Origin of the sequence: Curtobacterium sp. MCJR17_020, from assembly GCF_003234365.2 — a bacterium.
Taxonomy (GTDB): domain Bacteria; phylum Actinomycetota; class Actinomycetes; order Actinomycetales; family Microbacteriaceae; genus Curtobacterium.
Genome location: NZ_CP126260.1, coordinates 2,598,758 through 2,612,904 on the forward strand (window position 1 = coordinate 2,598,758; position 14,147 = coordinate 2,612,904).

12 protein-coding genes are annotated in these 14,147 nt (G+C 71.9%); 5 read left to right on the forward strand and 7 right to left on the reverse strand.

Annotated elements, in window-relative coordinates; genetic code table 11:
• The first annotated feature begins 12 nt into the window (after positions 1-12).
• Positions 13-1,305, forward strand: a complete 1,293-nt coding sequence (locus DEJ14_RS12190; RefSeq protein WP_165918799.1) for an acyltransferase family protein — start codon at positions 13-15, stop codon at positions 1,303-1,305.
• Between the two features lie 107 nt (positions 1,306-1,412).
• A complete protein-coding gene (locus DEJ14_RS12195; RefSeq protein ID WP_111086017.1) occupies positions 1,413-2,429 on the forward strand; it encodes a GH25 family lysozyme in 1,017 nt (338 codons plus the stop codon).
• Between the two features lie 106 nt (positions 2,430-2,535).
• Here the strand turns inward: DEJ14_RS12195 and DEJ14_RS12200 are convergent, their stop codons facing one another.
• A complete protein-coding gene (locus DEJ14_RS12200) occupies positions 2,536-3,759 on the reverse strand; it encodes a polysaccharide pyruvyl transferase family protein (RefSeq protein WP_111086018.1) in 1,224 nt (407 codons plus the stop codon).
• A 48-nt stretch (positions 3,760-3,807) separates the two neighbouring features.
• Between DEJ14_RS12200 and DEJ14_RS12205 the strand changes: the two genes are divergently transcribed.
• Entirely contained in the window at positions 3,808-4,995 is a 1,188-nt protein-coding gene (locus DEJ14_RS12205) for a glycosyltransferase (RefSeq protein WP_111086599.1), read from the forward strand.
• Here DEJ14_RS12205 and DEJ14_RS12210 read toward each other — a convergent pair.
• The 4 genes from DEJ14_RS12210 to DEJ14_RS12225 form a co-directional block, all read right to left on the reverse strand.
• Positions 4,962-6,347 (reverse strand): hypothetical protein, encoded by a 1,386-nt coding sequence (locus tag DEJ14_RS12210; protein WP_111086600.1) that lies wholly within the window; start codon positions 6,345-6,347, stop codon positions 4,962-4,964. The two genes, DEJ14_RS12205 and DEJ14_RS12210, sit on opposite strands and share 34 nt — an antisense overlap.
• 41 nt (positions 6,348-6,388) lie before the next feature.
• Positions 6,389-7,696, reverse strand: a complete 1,308-nt coding sequence (locus DEJ14_RS12215; RefSeq protein ID WP_111086601.1) for a UDP-glucose dehydrogenase family protein — start codon at positions 7,694-7,696, stop codon at positions 6,389-6,391.
• 66 nt (positions 7,697-7,762) lie between these two features.
• A complete protein-coding gene (locus tag DEJ14_RS12220) occupies positions 7,763-8,311 on the reverse strand; it encodes a PH domain-containing protein (protein WP_159573018.1) in 549 nt (182 codons plus the stop codon).
• A gap of 4 nt (positions 8,312-8,315) precedes the next feature.
• Positions 8,316-9,116, reverse strand: a complete 801-nt coding sequence (locus DEJ14_RS12225) for a biotin--[acetyl-CoA-carboxylase] ligase (RefSeq protein WP_111086603.1) — start codon at positions 9,114-9,116, stop codon at positions 8,316-8,318.
• Positions 9,117-9,190: 74 nt separating this feature from the next.
• On the opposite strand from DEJ14_RS12225, the gene DEJ14_RS12230 reads away from it, so the two are divergent.
• Together DEJ14_RS12230 and DEJ14_RS12235 are read left to right on the forward strand one after the other, a co-directional pair.
• Positions 9,191-10,786 carry an acyl-CoA carboxylase subunit beta gene (locus DEJ14_RS12230; protein WP_111086604.1) on the forward strand — a complete coding sequence of 532 codons (1,596 nt, stop codon included), beginning with the start codon at positions 9,191-9,193 and terminating at the stop codon, positions 10,784-10,786.
• A 13-nt stretch (positions 10,787-10,799) separates the two neighbouring features.
• Positions 10,800-11,054: an acyl-CoA carboxylase subunit epsilon gene (locus tag DEJ14_RS12235; RefSeq protein WP_111086605.1), complete on the forward strand. Its 255-nt coding sequence runs from the start codon at positions 10,800-10,802 to the stop codon at positions 11,052-11,054.
• A gap of 633 nt (positions 11,055-11,687) precedes the next feature.
• On the opposite strand, the gene DEJ14_RS12240 is transcribed toward DEJ14_RS12235, so the two are convergent.
• Together DEJ14_RS12240 and DEJ14_RS12245 are read right to left on the reverse strand one after the other, a co-directional pair.
• Positions 11,688-12,737 (reverse strand): DUF8320 family protein, encoded by a 1,050-nt coding sequence (locus DEJ14_RS12240; protein WP_111086606.1) that lies wholly within the window; start codon positions 12,735-12,737, stop codon positions 11,688-11,690.
• Positions 12,734-14,146: a sensor histidine kinase gene (locus tag DEJ14_RS12245; RefSeq protein WP_111086607.1), complete on the reverse strand. Its 1,413-nt coding sequence runs from the start codon at positions 14,144-14,146 to the stop codon at positions 12,734-12,736. The genes DEJ14_RS12240 and DEJ14_RS12245 overlap by 4 nt, the downstream gene beginning before the upstream one ends.
• Position 14,147 lies beyond the last annotated feature (1 nt).

Here is a 14,147-nt window from a genome sequence, read left to right on the forward strand (position 1 = left end):
CGAGGACGATCGTTGGCCACCGAAACCCGCGCCGCAGTACCCGCAGCCGACTCCGCTGCCCCCGCGCCCCGCGCCGGCGGCCGTCTCGAGTTCCCCTACCTGGACGGACTCCGGGGGCTGGCCGCACTCGCGGTGGTCTTCTACCACGCGTACCTCTTCACCGGGACGACCGGCACCGGCCCGACCGAGCTGCCCTGGCTGCGCCCGATCATCGGCTGGGGCTACCTCGGGGTCCCGCTCTTCATCGTGCTGTCCGGCTACGTGCTCATGCTGCCCGTGCTGACCCGGTTCGACCGCTACCGTCTGCCCGGCGGGTTCTGGAAGTTCGTCTGGCGTCGCGCCCGACGCATCATCCCGCCGTACTGGGCGTCGCTCGTGCTGTTCGCCCTGCTGATCCTGTTCGTCCCCGTGCTCGGTCAGCCCGGCGGGACGCAGTGGGACACGAAGCTGCCGATGGGCTGGGGCACGTTCCTGACGCACTTCTTCCTGGTGCACGACTTCTTCCCGCAGTACATCGGCAAGATCAACGGCCCGATGTGGACGGTCGCGGTCGAGTGGCAGATCTACTTCCTGATGCCGCTCCTGATCCTGCCGCTGTGGCGGGTCTTCGGCGGGTGGGCGACGGCGTCGAGCCTGGTCCTGATCGGCATGTGGATGGGTGCCGAGAGCCGTTACTCGTTCATGCACCCGTGGTTCGTCGGCCTGTTCGCGGTGGGGATGCTCGCCGCCGAACTGACCGTGAAGGCCCGCGACGAGCACCTGTCCGGCGTGGTCCGCGAGCGCTCGAAACTCGGTGGCCCGCGGTGGGCGAGCGGCGCGTTCGTCGGCGCGATGGCCCTCGGGACCCTGCTCGTGTTCTTCCGCAACCGTGACTACTGGCAGCACCAGACCTGGCCGTCCGAGGTCGTCACCGGCATCCTCGCCGGCATCCTGCTCACCTGGATGGGACGCCAGGCGGTCACCGGCAACCACACCTGGCTCGCCCGCTTCTTCGCCTGGAAGCCGTTCGTGCTCGCCGGTCTGGTGTCGTACTCGATCTACCTGTTCCACAGCCCGCTGCTGGGCCTCGGCAACCTGCTGCTCCTGCCCCTCGGCCTGTACCCGAAGTACCAGTTCCTGATGATGGTGTTCGTCGTGATCCCGGTCGTGATCGGCATCTGCATCGGCTTCTGGTGGCTCGTCGAGCGCAACTTCATGAACCGCCGGCAGAAGCACGCCACGGCCGAGGTCTCGCACCGCGGTCGCCTGCCCGAGGTCGAGAGCGACGACGCCGCCACCGACGCGAGCAGCCGCACCGCGCGCTGACGCCCTGCGCGTGGCGGACAGCACGGTCGCTCGCCAGGTAGCATCGCTCGGACCGCGGCGTGGGTGATCAGGGGCCCACGGCATCTCGACAGGGAAGACGAGACCACATGCGCGCACCGATCACCAAGATCCTCGGACTCGGCACCGCTGCCGCCGTCGCCGGGGCCATCACCTTCGGCAGCGGAACGGCGGTCGCCGAGACCGCCCCGGCCACACCGGCACCGACTGCGACGACGACAGCGGCGGCGACCCCCGCCCCCACTGCAGCTGCTGCACCGGCGGCTCCCGCGGCACCCGCGGCTGACCAGCTCTCCATCGCCGAGATGGACCGTACCGGCAACCACACCATGGGGGCCGGCATCGCCGCCCACGCCGGTGCATCACACGTCACGGTCACCGCGCCAGACAGCGCCGCCGGTGGCGTGAGCGCCCAGTCGCTGAGCACCTCCTCCGCCGCCACCGCGTCCGGCCCACCACCGGGACGCGTCCAGGGCTTCGACATCAGCGCCTGGCAGCCGAGCGTCAACTTCCTGCAGGCGTACCGCAACGGCGCCCGGTTCGCCTACGTCAAGGCGACCGAGGGCACCTCGTACGTCAGCTCGACCTACAAGCAGCAGTACGCCACCGCCAAGCAGCGGAACCTGTACCGCGGCGGCTACGTGTACGCGCAGCCGAGCCAGGCGAGCGGCGCCGCGACGGCGAACTACTTCTTCGCGCACGGCGGGCAGTGGAGCAAGGACGGCAAGACCCTGCCGCCCCTGCTCGACATCGAGTACGGCAGCGCAGCCCAGGGCACCTGCTACGGCAAGACCTGGGGCCAGATGCGCAGCTGGATCAAGGACTTCTCGAACACCGTCTACAAGAAGATCCACCGCTACCCCGCGATCTACACGACCACCGACTGGTGGAAGCGCTGCACGAACAACAGCAACCAGTTCTCGAAGAACCCGCTGTTCGTCGCGATCTACCCGGTCAAGGACTTCACCACGCCGGGCACGCTCGGGCGGAGCTGGTCGAAGTGGACGTTCTGGCAGTGGGCGTCCAGCGGGGTGCTCCCCGGCGACCAGGACGTCTACCGGAACAACATCACGTACCTGAAGCGCTTCGCGGCCAAGACCGAGTGACGCGCGTCACGCCCTGAACGCGTGCGGATGACGGACCGGGAGGCCCGTGGCGGTGTCGCCACGGGCCTCCCGTCCCTCACCGGCTCACGATCGCGAGCCGCTGGTGTCAGCGGACGTCGCGGGTCGCCTCGGCGAAGTCGGCGTCGAGCGCGGTCGCCATCCGGGCCACGCCCTCGGCGAGCTGCGCGCGGACCGCGTCGCGGTCGGCGTCGAGCCGCTCCAGCTGCGCCGTCACGTCGTCGACGAACGTCGGCTCGAGTGCTGCCTCGATCGGCTTCGAGAACTCCTGCTGGCCCATCTGCTCGAAGAACAGCCGGCCCTTGTCGACGTAGTAGAGCACCGCGGCGGGGACGCCGGCGATGGTCGCGACGATGGCGGAGTGCAGGCGGCTCGCCAGGAACAGGCGACTGCGGGACATCAGGCCCGCGTACTCGGACGGCGAGAACTCGTCGGCCTCGACCACGTGGGTGCGGTCGGCGTGCCGCATGAGGGCGATGACCTCGCGGGCGAAGGCGGCGTCGCCCTCCGAGGCCTCCATGTGCATCGGGTAGAACACGACGTCGGCGTCCCAGCGGTCGATGACGCGGTCGGCCAGGTCGGCGACGGCCTGGCGGTAGGTGACGAGCTTGTCGCTGTCGACGCCGGTCTGCCGGAAGCGCTTCGGCAGGAAGCGGAACGGGATCCAGCCGCTGCGCTTGTAGTGGAACCAGCGGCGGACGCCGAAGCCGATCGAGCCCTCGAGGCGCTCGGCGGTCAGGCCGGTGGTGCGCTCGAGCCGTTCGAGCACGTCGGCGTCGGGTGTGGTGACGGTACCGACGACGGCCGGGTCGAACGACGACACGATCGGCGTGCGGACGCCCCACGCGAGGAGCTTCTCGCGGGACTCGTCGTCGCGGACGGCGAACGAGCGGCACAGGTCGATGGTGGCGCGGATCAGGCGCTTGCTGACGCCGGCGGTGGTCGGGCCGATGCCCTGGAAGGCGCCGATCAGGTTCTTGTTCACCGCGCGGACGAGCAGCATCTTGCCGAACCAGTACACGAGACCGAGCTTGTTCGTGTAGTCCTTCAGGATCTCGCCGCCGCCCCACAGGACGACGTCGGCGCTGCGCGCGGCACGCAGCAGGGCGAACAGGTCGCCGATGCCGGTGCTGTACGGCGAGACCGGCAGGAACCGGATCCCGAACCACGCGGCGTCCCGCTCGGGGTACTGCGACAGGGAGACGATCTCGGCGTCCGGCCACCGCCTGCGGACCAGCTCGACGTTGCCGGCGAGGATCGCCCGGTCCCCGCGGTTGTGGGGCGAATCGCTATTGTGGATCAGAACGCGCACGGGTGGAGAGCCTACCGGACCGTCCCCCCGCGACCCCGGAAAGGCACGATGTCCCGCCCCACCCCCTCCGCCCGTCCCCGCCTGCTCGTCCTCGGCTCGACGTTCCCGGCCCGTCCGGACGACGGCGTGCCGGCGTTCGTCCTCGACCTCGCGCACCAAGAGGCGCTCGAGTTCGACACGATGGTGCTCACGCCGCGGGTCCCGGGCGGTGCCACCACCGAACGCATCGGCGACGTCGGCGTCCGGCGGTTCCCGTACTTCCCGAAGGCGTTCGAGGACCTGGCCGACGGCGCGATCCTCGACAACCTCAAGGAACGCCGGTCGCGGATCGTGCAGGTGCCGGCCCTGGTGCTCGCGCAGTGGTTCGCGATCCGCCGCGTGGTCCGCTCCGCGAAGCCCGACGTCATCCACGCGCACTGGGCGATCCCGCAGGCGCTCGTCGCGACGCTGGCGGCCCCGGGCGTCCCCATCGTCGTCACGACGCACGGCGGGGACATCTACGCCCTCCGTGCCGCTCCCCTGGTCCGCCTGAAGCGCTGGGTGTTCGGCCGCTCGGCCCACGTGACCACGGTGAACTCCGAGATGCGCGACCGCCTGACCGAGTGGGGCGTGCCCGAGGCCCGGTCGACCGTGATCCCGATGGGCGTCGACCTCGGCCCGGCCCGTGACACCCGCGCCCGCGTCCCCGCGCAGGAGCACCACGTCGTGGCGGTCGGCCGGCTCGTCGAGAAGAAGGGCTTCGGCAACCTGATCGAGGCGCTGCGGGGACTCGGCGACGACGTGCCGTGGCGACTCACCGTCGTCGGCGACGGCCCCTACCGAGCACAGCTCGAGCAGCAGGCCGCCGGACTTCCCGTGACGTTCCTGGGCCAGCGCGGGCGCTCCGAGGTGCTCGAGACCCTGGCTGCGGCCACCGTCGTGGCGGTGCCGTCGATCCCCGCGGCGAACGGCGACCAAGAGGGACTGCCCGTCACCCTGCTCGAGGCCGCCGCCGTCGGTGCCGCGATCGTCGCGAGCGACCTGCCCGGCATCCGCGACGTCGTGCAGGACGACGTGTCCGGGGTCCTCGTGCCCCCCGGTGACGTCCCCGCGCTCCGGACAGCCCTGCAGCGCGTGCTCACCGACGACGCCGCACGGGCGCGCTACCAGGAGCAGGCCGTGGTGTCGGCGGCGGAGTTCTCCACCGAACGGATCGGCGAGCGCTACCGAGCGGTGCTGCGCGCGGCCGTCGCGTAGGCCACCAGCATCCCGGCGGCGCAGACGACCGCCGCTGCGAACGCGACCACGACGACGGCGCCGGAATGCCCGACGAGCTCGGAGCCCTCGAACCGGACGAGCGACCACGTCGGCACGACGGCCACGGCACCCCAGACCAGCACGAGCCACGTCGTCGCACGACGCCAGGCGAGGAAGCCCGCGGCCATCGCGAACACGATCGGCAGCAGCACCGTGAGCGTGTACCGGTTGAGCGGTGCGCCACCCCCCGCGGTGTAACGGATCTCGACGACGACGAACAGCAGCGTGACCACGACGAGCATCGCGACGACGAGGCGGCGCGGCCACCGGTCGTCGTCGGCGGGTGCCCAGGGGCGCAGTCGCCGCAGCACGAGGGCCGCGACGAACAACAGCACCGGGATGAGCAGCAGCACCCACGGCAGCGGGCTCGCGATCGGCAACGAGCCGCGGTACAGGGCGAAGAGCTGCCGCCAGAAGCCGAGCATCGAGACGACCTCGGCCTCGGAGTAGTGCGGCCGCGGGGTGTACCCGGGCCAGGCGGTCGGCCGGCCGCTGAACGAGCCCGTCAGGGCCTGGTTCCGCAGCCAGAACCACCCGGAGGCTGCTGCTGCGGCGAGCACCGGGACCGCCGCGACGACGACGCGGGCCCAGACGCCGCGGAGCCGCCCGAACCGGACGGTGCGGGCCAGTGCGAACGCGACGACGATCGCCACGAGCCACAGGGCGAACGACAGGCGGGTGGTCGTGCCGGCCGCCGCCACGAGCGCTCCCCCGACGGCGAGTCCCGGTCCCACGCCGGACCGGAGCGCTGCACCCGAGACGCCACACGCCAGCGCACAGGTCAACGCTGCGAGCGAGTCGTTGTACACGACACCGCCCTGCACCACGAGGACGCTCGTCGACGCGGTGACGACGGCCACGGTGCCCGGGAGCCGCACGACCCCGGGGAAGCACCGGGCCGCAGCCCACGCGGCGACCGGCACGATCGCGGCGACGAACACGGCGTTCGCCAGACGGCCGAGCACCACGGCCTGCACCGGGTGCCCGGCGTCGACGAGCGGGCCCATCACCGGGGCGAGCAGCAGGTAGTAGAGCGGCGGGTGCTGTGCGACCCACTGGACGGGCGGTGTCCCGCCGAAGCCCGGACGGAACCGGATGCCGTCGGACAGGACCGGCAGCTGGCCGTGCCAGACCCGCAGGACGTAGTCGACGTGGGCCGACTCGTCGACGCTCGCGAGCGGCATCGACGAGAACGTCCGCGCCACCGAGGCCGTCAGGACGAGCAGGGTGGCGGCGAGCACGACGGGGGTCGCCCAGTCGCGCCCGCGGAGTCGTCCAGCGGGACGCAGCACGCCAGAGGACAGCCGCCGGAGCCGCTCCGCGACGATCGGCGTCAGCGCCCCATGCCGCGGTACGTGAAGCCGGCGGCGGTCCAGGCGTCGCGGTCGAGGCAGTTGCGGCCGTCGATGACGACCGGGCTCGACACCAGGGACGCCACCGTGGTCGCGTCGAGCTCGCGGAACTCGGTCCACTCGGTCAGCACCAGGACCAGGTCGGCACCCGACAGCGCGTCCGCCGCCGTCTCGACGAAGTCGAGCTCCGGGTGCACGCGACGCGCGGTGACGACGGCCTCGGGGTCGTAGGCGGACACCGTGGCACCGAGCTCGTGCAGTCGGGCAGCGATGTCGAGGGCCGGCGAGTCACGGACGTCGTCCGAGTTCGGCTTGAAGGCCAGACCGAGGACCGCGACGCGCTTGCCGCTGACGACCCCGCCGAGCAGCTCCTGCGCCAGCTCGACGACGTGCGCACGACGGCGCAGGTTCGTGGCGTCGACGTCGGCCAGGAACGCCAGGGACTCCCCGACGCCGAGCTCGTTCGCCCGGGCCTGGAACGCCCGGATGTCCTTGGGCAGGCAGCCTCCGCCGAAGCCGAGGCCGGCGTTGAGGAACTTGCGGCCGATGCGGGCGTCGTGGCCGATGGCGTCGGCGAGCGCGGTGACGTCGGCGCCGGCGACCTCGGCGATCTCGGCCATCGAGTTGATGAACGAGATCTTCGTGGCGAGGAACGCGTTCGCGCTGATCTTGACGAGCTCGGCGGTGGGCAGGTTGACGACGAGCCGGGGTGTGCCGGACGCGAGCGCCTCGGCGTAGACCTCGTCGAGGGCGTCGACGGCGGCCTGCCCGGCGTCACCGTCCGGCACACCGTAGACGAAGCGGTCCGGGCTGATGGTGTCCTGCACGGCGAAGCCCTCACGCAGGAACTCGGGGTTCCAGACGAGTGTCGCGCCAGGCACGGCCTCGGACACCTCGGCGGCGAGGCGTGCGGCGGTGCCGACCGGGACGGTCGACTTGCCGACGACGAACTCGCCGGCGGACAGGTACGGGGTGAGTGCGGCGACGGCGGCGTTCACGTAGGTCATGTCCGCGGCACCGGTCGGGCTCTGCGGCGTGCCGACGGCGAGGAAGTGCACGCGGGCACCGGCGACCTCGGCCATGTCGGTGGTGAAGCGGATCCGGCCGGAGGCGAGGGCCTCGGTCAGGATCTCCGGGAGCCCGGGTTCGAAGAAGGGGGCTTCGCCGGCAGCGAGCCGCTCGATCTTGGTCGGGTCGACGTCGACGGCGACGACCTCGTGTCCGAGCTTGGCCATGGAGGCGGCGTGCACGGCACCGAGGTACCCGCAGCCGATGACAGAGATACGCACGACGAAGAAGGTACCGGTTTCTCGTGGGAGTTCCAGCACCGCGGTGCCCAGGGTGTCGCGGCGGCGTCAGGCGCGGACGTCGCCCCACGGCGGTCGGTCCGGGCCGCCGACGATCTCGTCCCAGTCCGGCTCGCGGTGGCGTCGCCGGGCCTCGTACGCCTCGACCAGGTCGTGCAGGACGGCCACCACGAGGTCGGCGTGCGGGACATCCGCGAGCACCACGGCGGGGTCGTCGCCCGGGAACACCAGGACGTCACCGGAGCGGAACACGCCCTGGAGCCCGCGCCGGCGCACCGTCACGTCGTACCCGCGGGAGTGCAGGAGCTCCTGCCGGGTCCGGGTGCCGAGCCCGTGCACGACGACGAGCCGCCGGGTCGTGACGACGTACCGCTCGGACATCCAGCGGAACAGCGGTACGGCGCCGCCGAACACCACGAGCACCACGACGAGTCCGGCGACGACGGCGTTCAGCCACGCCAGCTGCGCCTGGAACACGCCGAACCCGAACCCGCCGGCGACCATGACCAGCACGACGAACACCGCCGGGCGCACGAGCCGACGAGCGTGCGGTCGCAGGCGAGCGACGACGCGTTCGGGCGGCGGCTCGGCGGTCATGCCGTCATGCATACCGCAGGTGGGTGACGTCCCCCACGGCGACGCCCCTGGAGTCACCCGCTCGATCCCGGATCGTGATGCGGCCCTCGTCGTCGATGCCGGTGGCGTCGGCCTCCTCCACGGTGCCGTCGGGCAGCTCGAGGCGGATGCGGCGACCGATCGTGCCGCACGTGGCGCGGACGTGGGACCGGACCGACTCGGCGGCGGGACCACCGGCGACCAGGCCGGCCACGGCCTCCAGGACGGCTGCCCGGAAGGCGGACAGGACCGCGTCGGCCAACGCGGGGGCGTCGTCGACCGCGCCCGCCACGAGCAGCGACGTCGACGTCGGGGTCGGCAGGCGGTCGGCGGGGATCGTGAGGTTCACGCCGGCGCCGACCACGATGCTGCCGTCGGAGGCGACCTGGCAGAGGATGCCGCACACCTTGTCGCCCGCGACCTGGACGTCGTTCGGCCACTTGACGGCGACGTCGGCGACGTCGGGCAGCACCCGTGCGATCGCGTCACGCATGGCGGCGCCGGCGACCAGGGGCAGCCAGCCGCGGTCGTGGTCGGCGAGGTCGGCGCGCACGAGCAGGCTCGCGGCCAGCGCCTCGCCCGCCGGTGCGCTCCACGTGCGGTCGAGGCGTCCTCGGCCCGCGGTCTGGTGGAGCGTCGCGACCACGCTGCCGTGCTGCTGCTCGGCTGCCACGGCGAGCAGGTCGGCGTTGGTCGAGCCGGTCTCGTCGGGGACGGTGAGGGTCGCGCCCGTCGACCGGACCGCTTCGCTGGTGGCGGGGAACGACGACGACGGGGATGTGGACATGCACGCAAATGTACGGGCAGGAACCGTGGGGGTCCTCCAACCGGCCCCGACCTCGCCGCCGGTAGGGTGAGCGGGTGACTTCAGGAGACACCCCCGATCTCTCGACGACGGCAGGCCGGCTGGCCGACCTCCGCGAGCGGTACCACGAGGCCGTGACCGCCGCGGGCGAGTCCGCGATCGCCAAGCAGCACGCCAAGGGCAAGGGCACCGCGCGCGAACGCATCGAGCAGCTGCTCGACGAGAACTCCTTCGTGGAGTTCGACGAGTTCGTCCGCCACCGCACCACCTCGTTCGGCATGGACGCCAAGCGCCCCTACGGCGACGCGGTCGTCACCGGCGTCGGCACGATCCACGGCCGCAACGTCGCCGTGTACGCGCAGGACTTCACCGTCTTCGGCGGCTCGCTCGGCGAGGTCGCCGGCGAGAAGATCATCAAGGTGATGCAGCACGCGCTGAAGACGGGCGTGCCGATCATCGGCATCCTCGACTCCGGCGGGGCCCGGATCCAGGAGGGCGTGGTCGCGCTCGGCAAGTACGGCGAGATCTTCCGCCTCAACACCCAGGCGTCCGGCGTCATCCCGCAGCTGTCGATCATCATGGGCCCGGCGGCCGGCGGTGCGGTGTACTCCCCCGCCCTCACCGACTTCGTGATCATGGTCGACAAGACCAGCCACATGTTCGTCACCGGCCCCGACGTCATCAAGACCGTCACCGGCGAGGACGTCGGCTTCGAGGAGCTCGGCGGCGCACAGACGCACAACGCCGTCTCCGGCGTGGCCCACTACCTGGCCGAGGACGAGACCGACGCGCTCGACTACGCCCGCTCGCTCATCGGGTTCCTGCCGGACAACAACCTGTCCGACGCCCCCGCCTACGACGTCGCCCCCGAGCTCGAGACCACCGACGCCGACCACGAGCTCGACGTCGTGATCCCGGACTCGACGAACCAGCCGTACGACGTCACGACGATCATCGAGCACGTCGTCGACGACGGCGAGTTCCTCGAGGTCCAGCCGCTGTTCGCGCCGAACATCCTGATCGGCTTCGGCCGGGTCGAGGGCCGCACCGTCGGCATCATCGCGAACCAGCCGCAGACCATGGCCGGCACGCTGAACATCGACGCCGGCGAGAAGGCAGCCCGCTTCGTGCGGTTCTGCGACGCGTTCGGCATCCCGATCCTGACCCTGGTCGACGTGCCCGGCTACCTGCCCGGCACCGACCAGGAGTGGACCGGGGTCATCCGGCGCGGCGCGAAGCTGCTGTACGCCTACGCCGAGGCCACCGTCCCGCTCGTCACCGTCATCACGCGCAAGGCCTACGGCGGCGCGTACATCGTGATGGGGTCGAAGCAGCTCGGCGCGGACATCAACCTGGCCTGGCCGACCGCCGAGATCGCCGTCATGGGCGGTCAGGGCGCCGTCAACATCCTGTACCGCGCCGAGATCAAGCGCGCCGAGGAGTCCGGCGAGGACGTCGCAGCGGTCCGCACGAAGCTCGCGAACGAGTACACCTACAACGTCGCGTCGCCGTACCTGGCGGCCGAGCGCGGTGAGCTCGACGGCATCATCCAGCCGCACGCCACCCGCGTCTCGGTCATCAAGGCCCTGCGTGCCCTGCGCGGCAAGCGTGCGACGCTGCCGCCCAAGAAGCACGGGAACATCCCCCTCTGATGGGTGCGCACTGATGGGTCGTCACGCAGCTCCGGTCCCCTCGGACGAGCCCGCCTCGGTGGCCGACGTCCGGGTGGTCTCCGGTGAGGCCACCCCCGAGGAGCTCGCAGCGGTCGTGGCCGTGCTGCAGCGCCAGGCCGACGAAGCCGCGGCGGCCGGGCGCGCCGAGGTCGTCGACGAGCCGCGGACCGGGTGGCAGGCGTCGGCCCGCGGTCTGCGTCGTCCGCTCGACCACGGCCCCGGCGCCTGGAGCCGATCGCTCCGCTGACCATCTGACCTCGCTGTACCCCTGGTGTCACCGTGTCGGTTGCCGTTGCAGGCTGCACTTCCCGGTCGGTATCCCCTCGCACGGGGGACACGAATCGCCCAAGAGGGCCGGAAATGCCGAATTTGTCCCCCATAATGACGACTGACACCGGGGTTGTGGGTTGGCATAGTTACTGGTGTTCGGTGTCCTTCAACGAAGAACATCGCAGGTCGGTGGCCGACTAGGGTACGACGCCACCGCCCGCTGCGAGGCAGGGCGACATTCGGGTTGTCGCTCAGCCTCGGGTCGTGAACGGGCCGGTCGGATACGACCGGCCCGTTCCCCGTTTCCGGGGCGTTCGCATGCGCACCCCGTTCGCGACACTCCACGCGTCGAACGACTCGTGCGTTGTCGGAATGGTCGCGTCAGCCGTCGGTGCCAGCCCGGCGCGACCACGGTGCGGCCGCGCCCCACGCCCACTGCCGCGCGCGCCACTTTCGCGACACTCCACGCGTCGATCATTTCGTGGTCCGTCGGATGATGCGCACGCACCGCATGCGTGCGCATGTCGCGACATTCCACGTGTCGATCACCTCGTGGTTCGTCGGACGACGCGCACGCACCGGGCGCGAGCTCGAGCAGGCGCAGCGCGCCTCAGGCGGGCTCGTGCCGCGGGATCTCGAGCCAGAGGGCCACGGAGTCGTCCTCGTCGCCGTCGTCGTCCTCCATGCCCGCTCCGAGGGCGGCGGACTCGCTCGCGGCCGTGTCGAGCTTGAGCCCGACGACCGTGACCGCGGAGTCGGAGCCCTCGCTGACGGTGCGGACGATGACGTTGTCGGCCTCGCGGGCCTGGCGGAGCGCCTCGGCGATGCGGGCGTGGATGCGGCGGACGTCGTCGACCTCGAGCTCGTCGAGACCGCCGTCGTCGTGCAGCTGCACCGTCGCGCCCCGGCGGCGCAGGCGCATGACCTCGTCGCGGACGTCCTCGGACAGCAGGGAGCGGCCGCGGATCTCGTCGCGGATGGCCTGCTCGAGGTGCAGGCACTCGGCCCGGTCCGCGTCGTCGAGGTCACCGCACGAGTCGATGATCCGCTGCAGCATCGGCAGTGCCATCCGGGTGGTCTGGCTCAGGCGGAACTGCCGCTCGAAGACGTGGGCGTCCTGCGCCGCCTGCCAGTCGGCGGTCTCCTGCTCCGCACGGACGAGCTCGCGGGTGTTCCGGATGGCACGGTTCATGGCCACGGCGAACACCGTGGCGATCGCGACCCAGGCCACGCTGCCGAGCACCCCGAGTGTGCCGAGCGCATCGAGACCGGCCCAGGCGACCGTGTACACGGCGAGGAACAGGACCCCGGCCCAGGCGAACGGGCCGCGTCCCCGCACGACGAGCACGACCATCAGCGTGCCGACGGCGGCGATCCACCACGTGGCGGACCCCGGACCGTTCGCCAGGTCGACGACCGGCGCCGCGACGAGCGGCATCACGATCGCGGTGGCGAGCGAGAAGCACGCCGTCCAGACCGGCAGGACCTTGCCGGGCACGAACAGCGCGGTGCCGGTGGCCGCGGCGTAGAGGACCATGCAGGCGATGACGGGGCCGACGTCGTGCACGCGCTGCAGTGACGCGACGGCGAGGACCAGGTGGTAGACGGAGAACAGCGACGCCAGGCCGAGCGCGATGCTCGCGGGCAGGGAGACCCTCATGCTGCGGCTCCCGTCGTCGTGGGCGTGGACGGCGTGGTCGGCGACCAGCTCAGCTCGATGCGGGTGCCCTCGCCCGGGGCGGTGTGCACCTCGGCACGGCCGTCGACGGCGGCGACGCGCTCGATGATCGACCGCCGCACCCCGAGTCGCTCGGACGGGATCGTCGCGACGTCGAAGCCGCGACCGTCGTCACCGACCTCGACGTGCACGCCGTCGTCGAGCTGCTCGACGCGGACCCACCGGGCGACGTCGGGCCCACCGGCGTGCTGGACGCTGTTGACGGCTGCCTGCAGTGCTGCTGACGCGAGGGCATCCGCGACCGACGCTGGCATCCGGACCGACCCGGCCGGCGCCGGGACGAGCCGAACGGGCGCCGCGAGGGCACCGATCGCCTCGCCGATGCGGGTGCGGAGGTCGGCGAGCGCGACGGGGGTGTCGTCGTCCGGACCGTCGGCCGCGGCGGCCTCGAGGTGGTCGATGGCGTTCCGTGCCATGCGCGCGGCGAGGGTCTTCGCCTCGAGCGTGTCGGCCCGCGCGGCGGAGAGCAGCGTCGTCAGCACACTGTCGTGCACGATCGCGTCGACCTGCACGCGCTCCACCTCGACCGCGTGCTCGCGGATGGCGAGCGAGTACCGGCGGACCGCGGTCGACTGCGCCGTGTCGACCGACGAAGCGGCCCGGCGCAGGACCACGGCGATGACGAGCACCGCACCGCTGAGCAGCGCCGTGTACACGCCGTCGAGCAGCGCACGGACGAGCCCGGCGTCGCCACCGACCGGGGTGAGGCGGAGGACGACGTAGATCGCCGGTACGAGTGCGGTGTAGATCGTGGCCCGCCAGGTGGCGAAGCCCATGGCTGCCGCGGTCGAGCCGACGGTGCAGAACCACCACGGCCACGGCTGCTGCGTGGACGGGATCGAGTCCTGCACCGTGAGCGGCCACGTCGTCAACGCGACCAGGAAGAGCAGGGCGCACAGGATCTGCGCGAACTGCGCCACCCGCGGCACGAACGCCGAGACCCCGACCAGGACGAACGACGCCCCGAGCGCGATCGCGACGACCGGGCCCCAGAACGGATCGAGGTACGGCAGCTGGGCGAGGACCGCCGGGGTGTCGACGACGCCGAGGCCGACCGCGGTCATCGCCAGCAGGATCGCGAAGGCACGCTCCACCGACGCCTGCGTGATCGACGCGCGGACGCTGCGCGACGGGTCGGCGCCGAACGGCGCGCCGTCACCGAAGCCGACCGGGTCGCCACCGGGAGCACGGCCCGAGCCTGCTGAGACGCGGCCGGCATGGCCAGACGCCGCACCAGCGCCGCCCGACCCGCGGCCGAACCACCGACCGGTTCCCCGACCGGTCCCCGGGCCGCTCCCCCGGCGCGACGCCGGCTCAGCCGCGCTCGCCATC